A 17,690-nucleotide genomic window follows, 5' to 3' on the forward strand; every position below is an offset into this window, starting at 1 on the left:
ACGGGGAGGAGTATTGAACATGCAAGCCAGAGAAAACCTCGCGCAGCAGGCCGCCAAGAGCGCGGCCGACGCGCTGATTCCGCAGACGGGCGACAAGGCCAAGTGGTGGCAGCAGATCACGGAGTACAGCCTGATCGTGATCTTCATCGTGATGTTCGCCACGATGTCGCTGACCGTCGATCATTTCTTCTCGATCGAGAACATGCTCGGCCTCGCGCTGTCGATCTCGCAGATCGGCATGGTCGCGTGCACGATGATGTTCTGTCTCGCGTCGCGCGACTTCGACCTGTCGGTCGGCTCGACCGTCGCGTTCGCCGGCGTGCTGTGCGCGATGGTGCTCAACGCGACCAACAGCACGGTCATCGCCATCATCGCGGCGGTCGCGGCGGGCGCGGTGATCGGCTTCGTCAACGGCGCGGTGATCGCTTATCTGCGCATCAACGCGCTGATCACGACGCTCGCGACGATGGAAATCGTCCGCGGCCTCGGCTTCATCGTGTCGCATGGGCAGGCGGTCGGCGTGTCGTCGGATACGTTCATCGCGCTCGGCGGCCTGACGTTCTTCGGCGTGTCGCTGCCGATCTGGGTCACGCTGATCTGCTTCATCGTGTTCGGCGTGATGCTTAACCAGACCGTGTACGGCCGCAATACGCTGGCGATCGGCGGTAATCCTGAAGCGTCGCGGCTCGCCGGTATCAATGTGGAGCGCACGCGCGTCTTCATCTTCCTGATTCAGGGCGCGGTCACCGCGCTCGCCGGCGTGATTCTCGCGTCGCGTATCACGTCGGGTCAGCCGAACGCCGCCGAAGGCTTCGAGCTGAACGTGATCTCCGCGTGCGTGCTCGGCGGCGTGTCGCTGCTGGGCGGCCGCGCGACGATCTCGGGCGTCGTGATCGGCGTGCTGATCATGGGTACGGTCGAGAACGTAATGAATCTGCTGAACATCGACGCGTTCTATCAGTACCTGGTGCGCGGCGCGATCCTGCTCGCGGCCGTGTTGCTCGACCAGTTGAAGAACCGCGGCTCGCGCGATTGAGTCGCTTTCACCCCATCCCAAGCACATCCAAGCTCATAAAGGAATCGAACGATGTCGTCTCCGGCCAATGCAAACGCCAGCCTCGCTGACACCGCGTACGCGCGCTATCCGAGCCTCGTCGACCGTACGGTGCTGATCACAGGCGGCGCGACCGGCATCGGCGCATCGTTCGTCGAGCACTTCGCGGCGCAGGGCGCGCGCGTCGCATTCTTCGATATCGACGCGAGCGCGGGCGAAGCGCTCGCCGACCAGCTCGGCGATTCGAAGCACAAGCCGCTGTTTCTGGCCTGCGATCTGACCGACGTCGACGCGCTGCAAAAAGCGATCGCCGACGTGAAGGCCGCGCTGGGTCCGATCCAGGTGCTCATCAACAACGCTGCGAACGACAAGCGCCATCAGATCGGCGACGTGACGCGCGAGTCGTTCGACGCCGGTATCGCCGTGAACATCCGCCATCAGTTCTTCGCGGCGCAGGCCGTGATGGAGGACATGAAGGCGGCGCGTAGCGGCTCGATCATCAACCTCGGCTCGATCAGCTGGATGCTGAAGAACGGCGGCTATCCGGTGTACGTGATGTCGAAGTCGGCGGTGCAGGGGTTGACGCGCGGACTCGCGCGCGACCTCGGCCACTTCAATATCCGCGTCAACACGCTGGTGCCGGGCTGGGTGATGACCGAGAAGCAGTTGCGCCTGTGGCTCGACGACAACGGCCGCCGCCAGATCAAGGAAGGCCAGTGCATCGACGCCGAGCTGATGCCGGCCGACCTCGCGCGCATGGCGCTGTTCCTCGCCGCCGACGACAGCCGCATGATCACCGCGCAGGACATCGTCGTCGACGGAGGCTGGGCGTGAGCGTCAGCCCGCGCGTGCAGCGGGCCACGCTGCTGCTCGATGCGCAGTGCGAGCTCGGCGAAGGCGCGACCTGGTGCGCGAGGAGCGGCCGCTTCTACTGGACCGACATCGAAGGCGCGCGGCTGTGGCGCTACGATCCGGCCGACGGCCGCAGCGATTCGTTCGACATGCCGGAGCGGCTCGCCACTTTCGCGCTGTGCGAAAACCCGCGCTACGTGCTGCTCGGGCTCGCATCGCACCTCGCGTTTTTCGATCTGCAGACAGGCAGCACACAGCGCATCGTCGACGTCGAGCCCGGTATGAATACACGCGTCAACGACGGCCGCTGCGATCGGCAAGGGCGCTTCGTGTTCGGCACCAAGGACGAAAGCGGGCAACGGCAGACGGTCGCCGGCTTTTACCGGTTGAATCACGATCTGTCGCTCGAACGTTTACCGTTGCCAGCGCCGGCGATTTCGAACAGCATCGCATTCAGTCCCGACGGCGCGACGATGTACTACTGCGATTCGCCGACGCGTGAGATCCGCGCGTGCGACTATCGCGCGGACGGCGGCATCGCGAACGGTCGCCTGTTCACTCGCCTGACCGATGCGAACGGCATTCCCGACGGCTCGACCGTCGACAGCGACGGCGGCCTGTGGAACGCGCAATGGGGCGGCGCGCGCGTGGTGCGTTACGGTCCCGATGGCGTGGAAACCGAGCGCATCGACGTGCCGACCACGCAGCCGAGCTGCGTCGCGATCGGCGGTGCCGCGCTCGGCCAGGCCACGGGCAGCGCCCAGGGCGAGACGGCGCTCGACACGCTGTACATCACGAGCGCCTACGCCGAGCTCGATGCGACGGCGCGCGCGGCCGATACGCTCGCGGGCGACCTGTTCGTCGCGACGCTCGCGCGGCGCGGTGTTGCGGAGCCGCTGTTCCAGGGCGCGCCTATCTAGCGCAGAATGACGCAGCCCCGGCCGCACGCCGGGGCCGCGATCCTGAAGGTGAAGCAGAAGTCGATGTGGCAGTTTCGGTCCGCGAGCAATACGCCCGCGACCGGCCGGCAACGAATCGGCAGCACGCAGTTCGGACTCGAGGCGAATTGGTCACAAAAAGTCGCCCGCAACTCCCGTCAACCCTGACGGCAACGTCCCCCGCCTCTCGATGGAGCCAGATATGACTGTTGCGAATCTCGTTTCAGCCTCATCCCCAACCTCTCAAACGCGACGCTCGCGACTCGCCGCGGCGGCCAATCCCGTGCTGGCGGGCCCGAGCACGTCGGCGGTGGCGCTCGGCGAAGGCAGCGCCGGCGATGTCGCGTGCATTACGCTCGCCAACTCGCAATTGCGTCTCGATGTCACGCCGACGCTCGGCGGCGGCGTGACCCGCTTCGACTGGCGCGACGACGGCGCGCTGACGCCGATCTTCCGGCGCTGCAGTCACGTCGGTGTCGATACGCAACCGAACCAGCTGGCCTGCTATCCGCTCTTGCCGTACTCGAACCGCATCGGCGGCGGCCATTTCAGCGTGGCCGGGAGGCGCGTCGAGGTACCGCGCAACCGCGCCGACGAGCCGCTGCCGATTCACGGCGACGGCTGGCTCGCGCAATGGCAGGTGCTCGACGCGGGCCGCGAGCACGTGCGTCTCGCGCTCGACCGCAGCGACGGCAAGCCGTACGCGTTCCGCGCGACACAAACCTACACGCTGGACGGCCCGACGCTGGTCGTCTCGCTCGACATCGAAAACGCTGGCCGGGATACGCTGCCGTTCGGGCTCGGCGTGCATCCGTTCTTCGTGCGCGACGCGGACACCGAGCTGTCGGCGGCGGCCGGCGGCCTGTGGCTCTCGGGCGACGACTGGCTGCCGGTGCGCCACGTGCCGGCGCCGCCCGCGTGGCAGTTCGGCGTCGCGTATCCGCTGCCGGAGACGATCGTCAATCACGCGTTCACCGGCTGGAGCGGCCAGGCCGCAGTGGTATGGCCGAAGCGCCGTCTGTCGCTGAACATCGCCGCCGACACCGACTATTACGTGCTTTACACGCCGCCCGGCGAAGACTTCTTCTGCTTCGAACCGGTCGATCATCCGATCAATGCGATGAACCTTGCGGGCGGCGCGAGCGAAAACGGCATGACGCTGCTCAAGCGCGGCGAGCGGTTGACGCGCACGTTCCGCTTCACGGTCGAGCGGACTGGACTGCGCTCGATGCCGGGCGGGCGTGGCGCGAGGCGCAGACCGTAGCCGTAGCCGTAGCCGTCGGGCCGGTGAACGTCTGAACGTGTGCCTGGCGCTGCTATCGCCAATGAGGCGCGGGGCGCGCGGTAATCGCCATCGACGGATGGCGATCGTGGGACAGGTAAAATATGCGCCTCCTCCGATTACCGGCTCGCCGCGAGACTCACCATGTCCAATTTCATCCAGACACTCAACGACGCCTGGCAGCGCACGAACTCGCTGCTGTGCGTTGGCCTCGATCCCGAGCGCAGCAAATTTCCCGGTGCGCTCGCGGGCCGCGCCGACGCGATCTTCGAGTTCTGTCGCACGATCGTCGATGCAACCGCGCCGTACGCGTCGTCGTTCAAGCCGCAGATCGCCTACTTCGCCGCGCATCGCGCAGAAGAGCAGCTCGAGCAGCTGATCGCCCACATTCACGCGAACCATCCGGGCCTGCCGGTGATTCTCGACGCCAAGCGCGGCGATATCGGCAGCACGGCCGAGCAATACGCACGCGAGGCCTTCGAGCGCTACCAGGCCGACGCGGTGACGGTCAATCCGTACATGGGTTTCGATTCGATCGAGCCGTATCTCGAGCACACAGGCAAGGGAGTGATCGTGCTGTGTCGCACGTCGAACGCGGGTGGCTCGGATCTGCAGTTTCTCGAGACAAGCGGGCGGCCGTTGTATCAGGTCGTCGCGCAACTGGCCGCGCAGAAGTGGAATGCGAGTGGCCAGCTCGGGCTCGTGGTCGGCGCGACGTTTCCGAAGGAAATCGAAGTGGTGCGGGGGATCGTCGGCGACATGCCGCTGCTGATTCCGGGTATCGGCGCGCAAGGCGGTGACGTGCAGGCCACCGTGAGCGCTGGCCGAACCGCGAACGGCACCGGCATGCTGATCAACTCTTCGCGCGCGATCATCTACGCGGGCAAGGGCGACGATTTCGCACAGGCGGCCGCGCAGGCCGCGAAGGACACGCGCGACCGGATCAACGCGTTTCGTTGAACCGGCGGGCGATCCCGCGGCGGACGATCCCGCGGCGGGCGATCCCGCGGCGGGCGATCCCGCGGCGGGCGATCCTGCGGCGGGCGATCCCGCAACGGACGATCCCGCGACGGGCGAGCCCGCGGCGGGCGATCCCGCGACGGGCGGCACGGCGCGTCAGCGTGCCGGTGCGAGCCGCCCGATCAACCCCGCATGCCGCGGATGCCGCGCCTTCAGCGCGTCCACCTCCGCGAGTTCGAACTCGCTGAATTCGAAACCCGGCGCGACCGTGCAGCCGACCAGTGCGAACGAATTCGGATCGGCGCACTCGGCCGCGAACCACAAGCCGGCCGGCACGACGGCTTGACAGACCGTATCGGGATGCGTGAGCGGATTGCCGAGCCGGTGCGTGACGAGCGCACCGCCGGCATCGCTTTCATCGAGCACGTGGACCAGCAGCGGCTCGCCGGCATAGAAATGCCAGACTTCATCGGAACGGATCCGATGCCACGCCGAATGCGCGCCGTCGCACAGCAAGTAATGGATCGCAGTCGACGCCGCACGGATGTTCCCAACCTCGTTCGGTTCGCCGGCGCGCAGCACACGCGCGGCCGAGCGGTAGGTCTCCGCGAAAAAGCCGCCTTCAGGATGGGGCTTCAGATCGAAGCGGCGGATCAGTTCGTCTGCGATCGCGCGCGAATCCAGCATTGTCCGCCTCCTCAGCGATAGTTAGCCGCCGCTCAATGCTCGCGTTCGTCGAGTAGCGCCAGCAGGCCGCGCAGCGCGTGCGCCACGGCCTGCACGCGGATCTGGTCGCGGTCGCCCTTGAAAATCTTCGTTTCCACCGACGTATGCAGCCGGTTGCTCCAACCGAACGACACCATGCCGACCGGCTTGGTTTCCGTGCCGCCGCCGGGGCCGGCGACGCCGGTGATCGACAGCGACACCTGCGCTCGGCTGTTGCGCAAGGCGCCTTCGGCCATCGCTCGTGCGACCGGCTCGCTAACCGCGCCGTGCTTTTCGATCAGGTCGGCCGGCACACCGATCATTTCGCTCTTCGCCTGGTTCGAATACGTGACGAAGCCGCGTTCGAACCAGCCGCTGCTGCCGGAGATGTCGGTGATCGCGGTCGCGACCATGCCGCCCGTGCAGGACTCGGCGGTCGCGAGCATCAGGCGCTCGTCGCGCAGACGGTTGCTCACGCGGATCGCAAGCTGGTGAACGACGGAATCGGTAGGCATGGCGTCAGTCAATCCGGAAAACGAAGCCGGCCGGGCGGCGCGGCGAACGGCAAGGGCCGGGGGTGACCAAAAGAGTCGAACGGTACTCGAACGGTGAACAGGCAGCGCTCAAACCGACATCCGCCACAGCGCAATCACGAGCAACGTAAAGAATGCGGCGATCAGGTCATCGAACATGATGCCAAAGCCACCTTTCAGCCGGCGGTCGAAGTAGCCGATCGGCGGCGGCTTCACCATGTCGAAGAAGCGGAAGATCAGGAACGCCCACACCTGGCCGGTGAGCGTGGCAGGTGTGACGATCAGCAGCACGAGCCAGAATGCGACGATTTCGTCCCACACGACCGCCGACGGATCCTCGACGCCGAGCCGCTTGGCGGTAAAGCCGCACAACGCGATGCCGCCGAGAAAGCCGACGCCGATCAGCACGCCCCATTCGATAACTGTCAGATAGCGACTCAGCACCGCGAACGAGGCCCACCCAAGCAGCGTGCCGATCGTGCCCGGTGCGACGGGCGACAGCCCGCTGCCGAAGCCGAGCGACACAAGGTGGACTGGATGCGACAGCATGAAGCGCGCGGTGGCGCGGCGCGGCTGAGCAGGCTTCGGCGCGCGCGGTCCAGGCGCCTGGGGCGGCTTACCGCCGAGGAAGTCGTCGGCGGGGCCGAGCGGGGGGTCATTCTGCATGAAAGTGATCGAAACCTTGCAACGTCAGAGTGAGCGGCGCGCCGCTGGCGTTGCGCCACGCGATGGCCGGGCGGTCGGTGGTCGCCTCCAGTGCGCTTATTGTACCGATGCGGGTGACCGGCACAGCGGCCTTCTGCGCGGCGGCCTCGACCGCGGCGCGCGCGGCGGTGGGCGCGGTGAAGCACAGCTCGTAGTCGTCGCCGCCGGCGAGCGTGCAGCGCTGCTGGACGTCAGGCGGCAGGCGGCGTAGCGCGGCCGAGCGCGGCACCGCATCGACGTCGACGCTCGCGCCCACCGACGAGCGTTCGAGGATGTGCCGCAGATCGCCGGCGAGTCCGTCCGACAGGTCGAGCGCCGCGTGTGCGATGCCGCGCAGCGCGAGGCCGAGCGCGATGCGCGGCTCGGGGCGTTCGAGCGCCAGGCGGAACGTCGCGGCGTCATTCGGGGCGGCGGACCATTCGCCGCGCTGCGCGCCGAGGCCGGCGCGCGCGTCGCCGAGAGTGCCGGAGATCCAGATGTCATCGCCGGGTTGCGCGGCATCGCGGCGCAAGGCTGTTCGTGGCGGCACGCTGCCGAATACCGTAATGCACAGATTGAGCGGCCCGCTCGTCGTATCGCCGCCGATCAGCTCGCAACCGTAGCGCTCGGCGAGCGCGAACAGGCCTTCGCTGAAACCGGAAAGCCAGGCTTCGTCGGCTTTCGGCAGCGAGAAGGCCAGCGTGAACGCCCGCGGCTGCGCGCCCATTGCGGCGAGGTCCGACAGATTGACGGCAAGCGCCTTGTGACCGAGCGCCTCGGGATCGATATCGGCGAAGAAGTGACGGCCTTCGACCAGCATGTCCGTCGATATCGCCAGCATTTCGCCGGCAGGCGGCGCCAGCAACGCGCAATCGTCGCCGATGCCGAGCGTGCCGCCTTCGGCATTGGAGGGCCGCACGGCGGCGGCGCGGCAGGCAAAGAAACGGTCGATCAGCGAAAACTCGGAAAGCATGATGGCGGACGATGAGCGGAGAACGGATTGGAGAAATAGCGCGGATCAGGCCGATTGAGCGTGATGCCCCGTTGCAAGCGCCGGACCATCCGGACAACGGGCAACGCGCGCTTTCACGCTGTTTCAGTCGCGGCTGTTGTACCCGTATTGAAGGAATTGCGTAGGCGATTGGGGCTACAATGCCGTCGAACGTCTATTCTAATCTGCCCTCCGAAGCCCGCCTTATGTCGAATCCCGTCAATACCAAACTCCGCGAAGCAGCTCTCGATTACCACGAGTTCCCGACTCCCGGCAAAATCGCGATCGCCCCGACCAAACAGATGATCAACCAGCGCGACCTCGCGCTGGCGTATTCGCCTGGCGTCGCGTTCGCGTGCGAGGAAATCGTCGAGAACCCGCTGAACGCCGCGCGCTTCACCGCGCGCAGCAACCTCGTTGGCGTCGTCACGAACGGCACCGCGGTGCTGGGCCTCGGCAACATCGGGCCGCTCGCGTCGAAGCCGGTCATGGAAGGCAAGGCCGTCCTGTTCAAGAAGTTCGCCGGCATCGACGTGTTCGATATCGAGATCAACGAGACCGATCCGCACAAGCTGGTCGAGGTGATCGCCGCGCTCGAACCGACCTTCGGCGGCATCAACCTCGAAGACATCAAGGCGCCGGACTGCTTCATCGTCGAACGCGAATGCCGCAAGCGCATGAAGATTCCGGTCTTCCACGACGACCAGCACGGCACCGCGATCGTCGTCGCGGCGGCGGTCACCAACGGCCTGAAGGTCGTCGGCAAGGACATCAAGGAAGTCAAGCTGGTCTCGTCGGGCGCGGGCGCGGCGGCGCTCGCGTGTCTGGACCTGCTGGTCGACATCGGCCTGCCGCTCGAAAACATCACCGTGACCGACCTCGCGGGCGTCGTGTACAAGGGCCGTACCGAACTGATGGACCCGGACAAGGAGCGTTTCGCGCGTGAAACCGGCGCGCGCTCGCTTGCCGAGGTGATCGAAGGCGCGGACGTGTTCCTCGGGCTGTCGGCTGGCGGCGTGCTCAAGCAGGACATGGTCAAGCAGATGGCCGCCAGGCCGCTGATCCTCGCGCTTGCGAACCCGACGCCGGAAATCCTGCCGGAACTCGCGCTCGAAGTGCGCCCGGACGCTGTGCTGTGCACGGGCCGCACCGACTACCCGAACCAGGTCAACAACGTGCTCGTGTTCCCGTTCCTGTTCCGCGGCGCGCTCGACGCCGGTGCGACGACGGTCACGCGCGAAATGGAAATCGCCGCCGTCAACGCGATCGCCGAGCTGGCGCGCCAGGAGCAGAGCGACATCGTCGCGACCGCGTACGGCATCCAGGATCTATCGTTCGGACCGGAATACCTGATTCCGAAACCCTTCGATCCGCGTCTGATCGTGAAGGTCGCGCCCGCGGTGGCGAAGGCCGCGATGGAATGCGGCGTCGCCGAGCGTCCGATCGAGGACATGGACGCGTACGCGCAGCATCTGCAGCAGTTCGTTTATCACAGCGGCACGACGATGAAGCCGATCTTCCAGCTCGCACGCAGCGTCGAGCCGGAGAAGAAGCGCATCGTGTTCGCGGAAGGCGAAGAAGAGCGTGTGCTGCGCGCGATGCAGATCATCGTCGACGAAAAGCTCGCGAAGCCGATCCTGATCGGCCGGCCGGCCGTGATCGAGCAGCGGATCGCGCGTTATGGCCTGCGGCTCGTCGCAGGGCAGGACTACACGGTCGTCAACACCGATCATGACGAACGTTACCGCGAGTTCTGGCAGGAATACGCGAAGATGATGTCGCGCAAGGGCATCACCACTCAAATGGCCAAGCTCGAGATGCGCCGCCGCACCACGCTGATTGGCTCGATGATGGTCAAGAAGGGCGAGGCGGACGGCATGATCTGCGGCACGGTCAGCACCACGCACCGCCACCTGCACTTCATCGATCAGGTGATCGGCAAGAAGCCCGGCGCGAAGGTCTATGCGGCGATGAACGCGCTGGTGCTGCCGAATCGGCAGATTTTCCTCGTCGATACGCACGTGAACGTCGATCCGACACCGGCCGAGCTGGCTGAAATCACGATCATGGCAGCCGAGGAAGTGCGCCGTTTCGGCATCGAGCCGAAGGTTGCACTCGTGTCGCACTCGAACTTCGGTTCGAGCAACGCGCCGACGGCGCAGAAAATGCGCGATACCCTCGAGATCCTGCGCGAACGCGCGCCGGGGCTGCAAGTCGACGGCGAAATGCACGGCGACGTCGCGCTCGACGCCAACCTGCGCCGTGAGGTATTGCCCGATTCGACGCTCGAAGGCGACGCGAACCTGCTGGTGCTGCCGAACATCGACGCGGCCAATATCTCGTACAACCTGCTGAAGACGGCGGCCGGCAACAACATTGCGATTGGCCCAATTCTGCTCGGCGCGGCCAAGCCGGTGCACGTGCTGACGCCGTCGGCGACGGTGCGCCGGATCGTCAACATGGCGGCGCTGCTGGTCGCAGACGTCAGCGCAACCCGCTAACTGCGCATCGTGATCGGGCCGAGACAGGCCCGGCGCCGGTTTTCCCACCGGCGCACCTGAAAAAAAGGCGTGCCCGCAATGGGCACGCCCTCAGGGCAAGCGGGGGATCGCCACCCCGAAAAATGGCAATGGCACAGCCTTTCGGCTGAGTGGTTTCAGGCTCTAACAACCGCAATCGAGCGCCTCGGCCAGCGGCCGCTTGCACCGCCTGCGCTGCGTTCGATCACGGTTGAGCTCAGTTTAGCCCGATCGAGCTAAACATTCTGTCAAAAGTCGTCAAAGTCCCCGCCACCGGCTTTTCCGCGGGGGTGAGGCGGGGTGCCATCGGCCGTCGAACGTTGATTCCAAAGGCTATTAGCGATACCCTTACGACTTTCATGGTCGTCAAACTCGTGATCTGACAGCGGGGAAACCTGATACATGGCACGCAACTGGTTGCGCTTGAAAGGCGTGCTGATCGGTGCCGCCGCGCTCTGCGCGTTGTCCAGTTCCGCGCCCGAAGCGCTGGCGCGAGATTACTCGGCGCCAGCTGGGGCGGAAGCGCAGGTGGGCACCATCGCGCTGGCGCAATTGCCGCGCGAGGCGGTCGATACGTTGAACCTCATTGCCGCCGGCGGGCCTTACCCGTATCAGAAGGACGGCATCGTATTCGGCAACTACGAACGGGTGCTGCCCGCCCATCGGCGCGGCTATTACCACGAATACACCGTCCCCACGCCTCACGCGCGTAACCGCGGGGCGCGCCGCATCGTCTGCGGAGGTCCGCTACAGCGAACCGACCATTGTTATTACTCGGACGACCATTACACCAGTTTTAACCATATTGTTGAATGACATTGGGATGAACGGCATGAGCGACAACATCTACGCGCACAATTCCGGAGTCGCGACGGATCTTTTCGCGGCCGGCGACGGCAATTTGTTCCAACGCGTCATGAAGATGCGCGCCGACGAGCAGGGTCGCGACAATCAAAGCGAGGCTGGCACGGTGGTTTCATCGAACGAGGAGCCCATGAGCCTGTTCAGGACGGTGCGGCCGAACATCGTGCAGTCGATCCGCGCGTTCCGCGTGCAGGATCTCGCCGACGAGGCCAACCGGCTCGGCCAGCACTTTCTGTATGCGTACTGCGCGAACGCCGCCTCGAAGCAGGAAGTGCTCGAGACGATCGCGACGTCGTTCCTGTTTCCCAAGCATTTCGGCAAGAACTACGACGCGCTCTATGACTGCCTGACCGACCTCGTGCAAAAGGCCGGCGCGCAGCCCGGCTTCGTGATCGTGCTCGAACACCTGCCGATCGCGCAGAAATTCGACAAGGAAGGGCGCGAGACGCTGCTCGACGTGTTCCGTGAAGCGGCCGAATTCTGGGCCGAGCGCAAGGTCGCGTTCCGGGTGTTCTACTCGTTCGCTTGAGGTTCGCCGGATTTTCGCCTGTTCAGGCGTAGCTGCTTGAGTCTGACAGTGAACGTCGCGGTATAAACGGCAAAGGCCCGCTAATTGGCGGGCCTTTGCTTTTGTCGCGCTGCTTGGGCAAGCTCCGGCTCACCAGCCGCCCCAGCGCGCCGCGAGCCCCGCCAACACTGCGATTCCGGCGGTCTCGGTGCGCAGCACACGCGGTCCCAAGCCAATCGCGGTAAAGCCCTGTTCGACGGCGGCGGCTTCCTCGTCGGCGGAAAGGCCGCCTTCGGGGCCGATCAGCAGCGTCACGCCACCAGGCGGCGGCGCGTCAGGCAGCGCCGCAAAGCCGATGCTCGAGCGCGGCGATAACAGCAGGCGCAGCTCGTCAGGCGCCGGCTCGCGCGACAGCGTATCGAGCCACGCGCCAATCTCGCACACCGGCATCACGTCCGGAAGCCGATTACGTCCGCACTGTTCGCACGACGCCCGCACCACACCCTGCCAGTGCTGCTGCCGCCGCTGCGCGCGCTCGCCGGTAAGCCGCACGACGCTGCGCGCGGTCCCGAGGGGCACGAAGCCCGAGGCGCCGAGTTCGACCGCCTTCTCGATCAGCCAGTCCATCTTGTCGCCGCCGGCGATGCCTTGGGCGAGCGTCAGCCGATACGGCGGCTCGACCTCGATCGCGCGAAATTCGCCGATTTTCACGCGAGCCGCACGACGCTCGACCTCGACGAGTTCGGCGCCGTATTCGCCGCCCTGGCCGTTGAACAACGCCAGGGAATCGCCTGGCTGCAGACGCAGCACGGCCACGTGGCGCACGACGTCGTCCGGCAGTGCGACCACGTCGTCGGCGTAAAGCGGCATATCAACAAAAAAACGGGGCATCGACGGGAGACTCTTGAATTCAGGAAAGGTGGCGGGCGAGTGCCCAGCGATAGCCGTCGATATCCTCGACCTGCGCGAAGCGGTCGCCCCAGAACTGGTCCTGTGGCTCGCTCAGCGACTTCGCGCCGGCCGCGAGCGCGCGAGCATACACGGCGTCGACGTCCTCGACATAGACATAGAACGATTGGGGCGCGATTGTGCCTGCGCTTTTCGGCGTCTTCGCGGTCGAGCCGAACGCGCCTTCAGGCGCGAACATCACGATCAGCTGGTCTTGATAGGTCATCTCGACGTGCATGACGACGCCGTCGTCCTGCACGCTGTCGCGCACGTCGAAACCGAACGCCGCTGAGAAAAACGCCGTCGACGCGCGCGCGTCGCGCACCGTCAGATAGGGGGTCAGCCAGGGCACACCGGCGGGGCGGGGGGCGGTCATGGAGTTCTCCGGATCTCGTGGGGCCGCGAGGTCACGCTTGCGGGTTTCGGTCGGGCGCGGCATGCCGGCATCCCACGAACCGATTCGCGCAAGGTGTCCGCGCTTCAAAAGGACGACTTCGTCAACGGGCTCAGTTTATCGCGCGCCGATCGCGCCGCCGAGAATAGCCCCGCGTGCAGGGCTGGTTCGTAATGCCGCAGCGAATCGATGCCGCGCGCGGCGAGACGCTCGGCGAGCACGTCGGCGGTGAGCGCGGCGGGGTCGAGCGTGTCGCTGGCGATCGCCATCAGCCATAGCGAGCCGTAGAGCGGCACGAAGGTGCCCAGCGTGCGCACCTGTGCGAACGCGGCGTGCAGATCGCCGAGCAGCGCGCCGATCCGCGGCGCGTGGTGGTAGGGCGAGCCGAGATGGAGCGACAACAACGCATCAGCGCGCAGCACGCGCTTCAACTGCGCGTAGAAGGTCGGCGTGTACAGACCGGCCGCGGGCGAATCGGGTGGCGTCAGGTCGAATACGACGAGGTCGAACTGCGCGGCCGCGACATTCGTTGCACCCTGCGTCGCGCGGGCCGCCGCCGCGACGTAGTCCGCCGCATCGCCGATCACCAGCTCGACGCGCGGGTCGTCGAACGCACTGCCATGCACCTGCGGCAAATGTTCGTGCGTGAGCCGCACGACCTCGGGATCGAGCTCCGCGACGACGATCCGCTCGATGCCCGGATGCCTGAGCAATTGCCTCGCGGCCCCGCCATCGCCGCCGCCGAGCACCAGCGCCGCGCGCGGCGCCGGATGCGCGAGCGCGGCCGGATGCACCATGCATTCGTGGTAGATGAACTCGTCGCCAGCGGACGTCATCGGACGGCCGTCGAGCGTGAACAGCGCGCCGAGTTGCGGCGTGTCCCAGATCTCGATCGTCTGATAACGGGATTCGACACGCTCGACGAGGCGCGCGTGAGGAAAGCCGTAGACGGCGTCGGGACAAGGTTGGAACAATAGCGGGGCGTTCACGGCGGACGGGCTCGATCGGTAGTGTGGGCACACTGCTCGAATTGTAAATGCCGCCGCCTGGCGGTGTGCGTTGAACCACGCGGCCAGGCGGCTTTCCGGCCAGGTAGGGATTAGCCTTCTGCTAGAATGTGACGCTTTCAGCCTTGTCCGCTTGCTCTGCCCGTTTCGCGTCTCCTGGCGCCGCATCGTGCGTCGTAGCGAACTGTCCGCCGAGCTTCCGGGCCTCAAGCGCGCCCCCGCTTTCTGACTCTGTCTCCGGACTCGACATGACGACCCCGTCTCCCGCACCCACCTCCCTGATGGCCAACGCGATCCGCGCGTTGGCCATGGACGCCGTTCAAAAGGCGAACTCCGGTCACCCCGGCATGCCGATGGGCATGGCCGAAATAGGCGTCGCCCTGTGGTCGCGTCATCTGCGCCATAACCCGAAGAACCCGCAATGGGCCGATCGCGACCGCTTCGTGCTGTCGAACGGTCATGGCTCGATGCTGCTGTACTCGCTGCTGCATTTGACCGGCTACGACCTGCCGATGGAAGAGCTAAAGAACTTCCGGCAGCTCCATTCGAAGACGCCGGGTCACCCCGAATACGGCATCACGCCGGGCGTCGAGACGACCACCGGCCCGCTCGGCCAGGGTCTCGCGAACGCGGTCGGCATGGCGCTCGCCGAATCGCTGCTCGCCACCGAATTCAACAAGCCCGACGCCAGGATCGTCGATCACCACACGTACGTGTTCGTCGGCGACGGCTGCCTGATGGAAGGCATCTCGCATGAAGCCTGCTCGCTCGCGGGCGTGCTGAAGCTGAACAAGCTGATCGCGTTCTACGACGACAACGGCATTTCGATCGACGGCGAAGTGGTGCACTGGTTCCACGACGACACGCCGAAGCGCTTCGAAGCGTACGGCTGGAACGTGATCCCGAACGTGGTCGGCCATGACGTCGACGCGGTCGACGCTGCGATCAAGCAGGCGAAGCTGTCGGACAAGCCGACGCTGATCTGCTGCAAGACCGTGATCGGTGAAGGCGCGCCGACCAAGGCGGGCTCGCACGATTCGCACGGCGCGCCGCTCGGCGACAAGGAAATCGCGGCGACGCGCGAAGCGATCGGCTGGAAGTGGGAGCCGTTCGTGATTCCGCAGGAAGTCTACACGGCATGGGACGCGGAGGAAGCGGGCGCGCGCTTCGAAGCGGAATGGGACGAGGCGTTCGCTGCCTATGCGGCGAAATATCCGCAGGAAGCGGCCGAGTTCAAGCGCCGCAGCGCGAAGCAACTGCCGGCCGACTGGAAAGATAAGGCGAAAGCGATCATCGCCGGCGCGAACGAGCGCGCTGAGACCGTGGCGACGCGTAAGGCATCGCAGCAGGCCATCGAAGGTCTGTCGGCCGTGTTGCCCGAACTGCTCGGCGGTTCCGCCGACCTGACCGGCTCGAACCTGACCAACTGGAAGGCCGCCAAGCCGGTGCGCGTGAATGCCGAAGGCCGTGCCGCCGGCAACTACGTGAACTACGGCGTGCGCGAATTCGGCATGAGCGCGGCGATCAACGGCGTCGCGCTGCATGGCGGCTACAAGGCGTTCGGCGGCACGTTCCTGACGTTCTCCGACTACAGCCGCAACGCGCTGCGCGTCGCCGCGCTGATGAAGTCGCCGTCGATCTTCGTGTTCACGCACGACTCGATCGGTCTCGGCGAAGACGGCCCGACCCACCAGTCGATCGAACACGTCGCGAGCTTGCGCCTGATCCCGAATCTGCAAACGTGGCGCCCGGCCGACACGGTCGAAACCGCGGTGGCCTGGACCCATGCGATCGAGCATGAAGGGCCGTCGTGCCTGATCTTCAGCCGTCAGAATCTGCAGTTCAACGAGCGCACCGACGCGCAGATCGCCAACGTCGAGAAGGGCGGCTACGTGCTGCGCGACTGGGATGAAGAGATCGTCGCGCGTAAGATCATCCTGATCGCGACGGGCTCGGAAGTCGAACTCGCGATGAAAGCCGTCGAGCCGCTCGCGCGCGAAGGCATCGCCGCCCGCGTCGTGTCGATACCGTCGACGACCGTGTTCGACAAACAGGACGCCGAGTATCGCGAACGCGTGCTGCCGCATGGCGTGCGCCGCGTCGCGATCGAAGCGGGCGTGTCGGATTTCTGGCGCAAGTACGTGGGTCTGGAAGGCGGCGTGGTCGGCATCGACACATTCGGCGAATCGGCCCCGGCGGGCGTGCTGTTCAAGCATTTCGGTTTCACCGTCGAGCACGTGGTGGCGACGGTCAAGGCCGCGCTCGGCTGATGGTTGCGTCGCGTTGCCGTCTCGCCCTCGCGGCTGCGCACGGCAACGCACCGAACCGGATGTCCGGACAGGCGAACGGAAACGGATTTTTTTAGCCATCAGGAGATAAATCATGACGATTCGCGTCGCAATCAACGGCTACGGCCGGATCGGCCGCAATACCCTGCGCGCCTTCTATGAAAACGGCAAGAAGCACGATATCGAAATCGTTGCCATCAACGATCTGGGCGATGCGAAGACCAACGCCCACCTGACGCAGTACGACACCGCGCACGGCAAGTTCCCGGGCGACGTGTCGGTGGACGGCGACTACCTCGTCGTGAACGGCGACAAGATTCGCGTGCTGGCGAACCGCAACCCGGCCGAACTGCCGTGGGGCGAGCTGGGCGTCGACGTCGTGATGGAGTGCACGGGCTTTTTCACGACCAAGGAAAAGGCGAGCGCGCACATCAAGGGCGGCGCGAAGAAGGTCATCATCTCGGCGCCGGGCGGTAAGGACGTCGACGCGACGATTGTCTACGGCGTGAACCACAACGTGCTGAAGGCGTCGGACACGGTCATCTCGAACGCATCGTGCACGACCAACTGCCTCGCGCCGCTGGTCAAGCCGCTGAACGACAAGATCGGCCTCGTGAACGGCCTGATGACGACGATCCACGCGTACACGAACGACCAGGTTCTGACCGACGTGTACCACGAAGATCTGCGCCGCGCGCGTTCGGCCACGCACAGCCAGATCCCGACCAAGACCGGCGCCGCATCGGCGGTCGGCCTCGTGCTGCCCGAACTGAACGGCAAGCTGGACGGCTACGCAATCCGCGTCCCGACGATCAACGTGTCGGTCGTCGACCTGTCGTTCATCGCCGCGCGCGACACGACGGTCGAGGAAGTCAACGCGATCATGAAGGAAGCATCGGAAGGCACGCTGAAGGGCGTCCTCGGTTACAACGACGCACCGCTCGTGTCGATCGACTACAACCACAACCCGGCTTCGTCGACGTTCGATTCGACGCTGACCAAGGTGTCGGGCCGTCTCGTGAAGGTGTCGAGCTGGTACGACAACGAGTGGGGCTTCTCGAACCGCATGCTGGACACGGCTGTGGCGCTCGCGAACGCGAAGTAAGTTTCGGGTTTCACGCTGCATGAAAAAGCCGCTCTTCGGAGCGGTTTTTTTTCGTCTG

The 17,690-nt window shown here is 65.6% G+C and carries 17 protein-coding genes; 10 read left to right on the forward strand and 7 right to left on the reverse strand.

The window, feature by feature from the left end; genetic code table 11:
• Positions 1 to 19: 19 nt before the first annotated feature.
• The 5 genes from araH to pyrF all read left to right on the forward strand — a co-directional run bounded on the left by araH (position 20) and on the right by pyrF (position 5,086).
• A complete protein-coding gene (gene araH / locus OKW44_RS32240) occupies positions 20 to 1,036 on the forward strand; it encodes an L-arabinose ABC transporter permease AraH (protein ID WP_018421831.1) in 1,017 nt (338 codons plus the stop codon).
• A 51-nt stretch (positions 1,037 to 1,087) separates the two neighbouring features.
• Entirely contained in the window at positions 1,088 to 1,888 is an 801-nt protein-coding gene (locus tag OKW44_RS32245; RefSeq protein ID WP_018421830.1) for an SDR family NAD(P)-dependent oxidoreductase, read from the forward strand.
• Complete coding sequence (locus OKW44_RS32250; RefSeq protein WP_018421829.1) at positions 1,885 to 2,826, forward strand: SMP-30/gluconolactonase/LRE family protein; 942 nt, start codon at positions 1,885 to 1,887, stop codon at positions 2,824 to 2,826. The genes OKW44_RS32245 and OKW44_RS32250 overlap by 4 nt, the downstream gene beginning before the upstream one ends.
• 220 nt (positions 2,827 to 3,046) lie before the next feature.
• Positions 3,047 to 4,108, forward strand: coding sequence for an aldose 1-epimerase (locus OKW44_RS32255; protein ID WP_026226042.1), 1,062 nt, complete (start codon positions 3,047 to 3,049; stop codon positions 4,106 to 4,108).
• Between the two features lie 162 nt (positions 4,109 to 4,270).
• Positions 4,271 to 5,086 (forward strand): orotidine-5'-phosphate decarboxylase, encoded by an 816-nt coding sequence (pyrF, locus tag OKW44_RS32260; protein WP_018421826.1) that lies wholly within the window; start codon positions 4,271 to 4,273, stop codon positions 5,084 to 5,086.
• Positions 5,087 to 5,242: 156 nt separating this feature from the next.
• Here the strand turns inward: pyrF and OKW44_RS32265 are convergent, their stop codons facing one another.
• The 4 genes from OKW44_RS32265 to thiL form a co-directional block, all read right to left on the reverse strand.
• Positions 5,243 to 5,773, reverse strand: coding sequence for a cupin domain-containing protein (locus OKW44_RS32265; RefSeq protein ID WP_018421825.1), 531 nt, complete (start codon positions 5,771 to 5,773; stop codon positions 5,243 to 5,245).
• A 32-nt stretch (positions 5,774 to 5,805) separates the two neighbouring features.
• Positions 5,806 to 6,306 carry a CinA family protein gene (locus OKW44_RS32270; protein WP_018421824.1) on the reverse strand — a complete coding sequence of 167 codons (501 nt, stop codon included), beginning with the start codon at positions 6,304 to 6,306 and terminating at the stop codon, positions 5,806 to 5,808.
• A gap of 108 nt (positions 6,307 to 6,414) precedes the next feature.
• Complete coding sequence (locus tag OKW44_RS32275) at positions 6,415 to 6,990, reverse strand: phosphatidylglycerophosphatase A family protein (RefSeq protein ID WP_018421823.1); 576 nt, start codon at positions 6,988 to 6,990, stop codon at positions 6,415 to 6,417.
• The gene (gene thiL / locus OKW44_RS32280; protein ID WP_018421822.1) at positions 6,980 to 7,981 is read right to left on the reverse strand and encodes a thiamine-phosphate kinase; all 1,002 of its coding nucleotides are present in this window, start codon (positions 7,979 to 7,981) and stop codon (positions 6,980 to 6,982) included. The genes OKW44_RS32275 and thiL overlap by 11 nt, the downstream gene beginning before the upstream one ends.
• 179 nt (positions 7,982 to 8,160) lie before the next feature.
• Here thiL and OKW44_RS32285 point away from each other — a divergent pair, with 179 nt between their 5' ends.
• From OKW44_RS32285 to OKW44_RS32295, 3 genes are all read left to right on the forward strand, one after another.
• Positions 8,161 to 10,500 carry an NADP-dependent malic enzyme gene (locus tag OKW44_RS32285; RefSeq protein WP_018421821.1) on the forward strand — a complete coding sequence of 780 codons (2,340 nt, stop codon included), beginning with the start codon at positions 8,161 to 8,163 and terminating at the stop codon, positions 10,498 to 10,500.
• Between the two features lie 420 nt (positions 10,501 to 10,920).
• Positions 10,921 to 11,334 carry a ribonuclease gene (locus OKW44_RS32290; RefSeq protein ID WP_018421820.1) on the forward strand — a complete coding sequence of 138 codons (414 nt, stop codon included), beginning with the start codon at positions 10,921 to 10,923 and terminating at the stop codon, positions 11,332 to 11,334.
• Positions 11,335 to 11,350: 16 nt separating this feature from the next.
• A complete protein-coding gene (locus tag OKW44_RS32295; protein WP_035471162.1) occupies positions 11,351 to 11,911 on the forward strand; it encodes a barstar family protein in 561 nt (186 codons plus the stop codon).
• Between the two features lie 129 nt (positions 11,912 to 12,040).
• Here the strand turns inward: OKW44_RS32295 and OKW44_RS32300 are convergent, their stop codons facing one another.
• From OKW44_RS32300 to speE, 3 genes are all read right to left on the reverse strand, one after another.
• Positions 12,041 to 12,781, reverse strand: coding sequence for a 16S rRNA (uracil(1498)-N(3))-methyltransferase (locus tag OKW44_RS32300; protein WP_026226041.1), 741 nt, complete (start codon positions 12,779 to 12,781; stop codon positions 12,041 to 12,043).
• 19 nt (positions 12,782 to 12,800) lie between these two features.
• Complete coding sequence (locus OKW44_RS32305) at positions 12,801 to 13,214, reverse strand: VOC family protein (RefSeq protein WP_018421817.1); 414 nt, start codon at positions 13,212 to 13,214, stop codon at positions 12,801 to 12,803.
• A 104-nt stretch (positions 13,215 to 13,318) separates the two neighbouring features.
• The gene (speE, locus tag OKW44_RS32310) at positions 13,319 to 14,221 is read right to left on the reverse strand and encodes a polyamine aminopropyltransferase (RefSeq protein ID WP_026226040.1); all 903 of its coding nucleotides are present in this window, start codon (positions 14,219 to 14,221) and stop codon (positions 13,319 to 13,321) included.
• A gap of 266 nt (positions 14,222 to 14,487) precedes the next feature.
• Between speE and tkt the strand changes: the two genes are divergently transcribed.
• Entirely contained in the window at positions 14,488 to 16,509 is a 2,022-nt protein-coding gene (gene tkt / locus OKW44_RS32315; RefSeq protein WP_026226039.1) for a transketolase, read from the forward strand.
• A gap of 112 nt (positions 16,510 to 16,621) precedes the next feature.
• The gene (gene gap, locus OKW44_RS32320; RefSeq protein WP_018421813.1) at positions 16,622 to 17,632 is read left to right on the forward strand and encodes a type I glyceraldehyde-3-phosphate dehydrogenase; all 1,011 of its coding nucleotides are present in this window, start codon (positions 16,622 to 16,624) and stop codon (positions 17,630 to 17,632) included.
• Positions 17,633 to 17,690: the final 58 nt, after the last annotated feature.

The sequence above is a fragment of the Paraburkholderia lebeckiae genome, from assembly GCF_050436325.1.
In the GTDB taxonomy this organism is placed as follows: Bacteria; Pseudomonadota; Gammaproteobacteria; order Burkholderiales; family Burkholderiaceae; genus Paraburkholderia; species Paraburkholderia tuberum.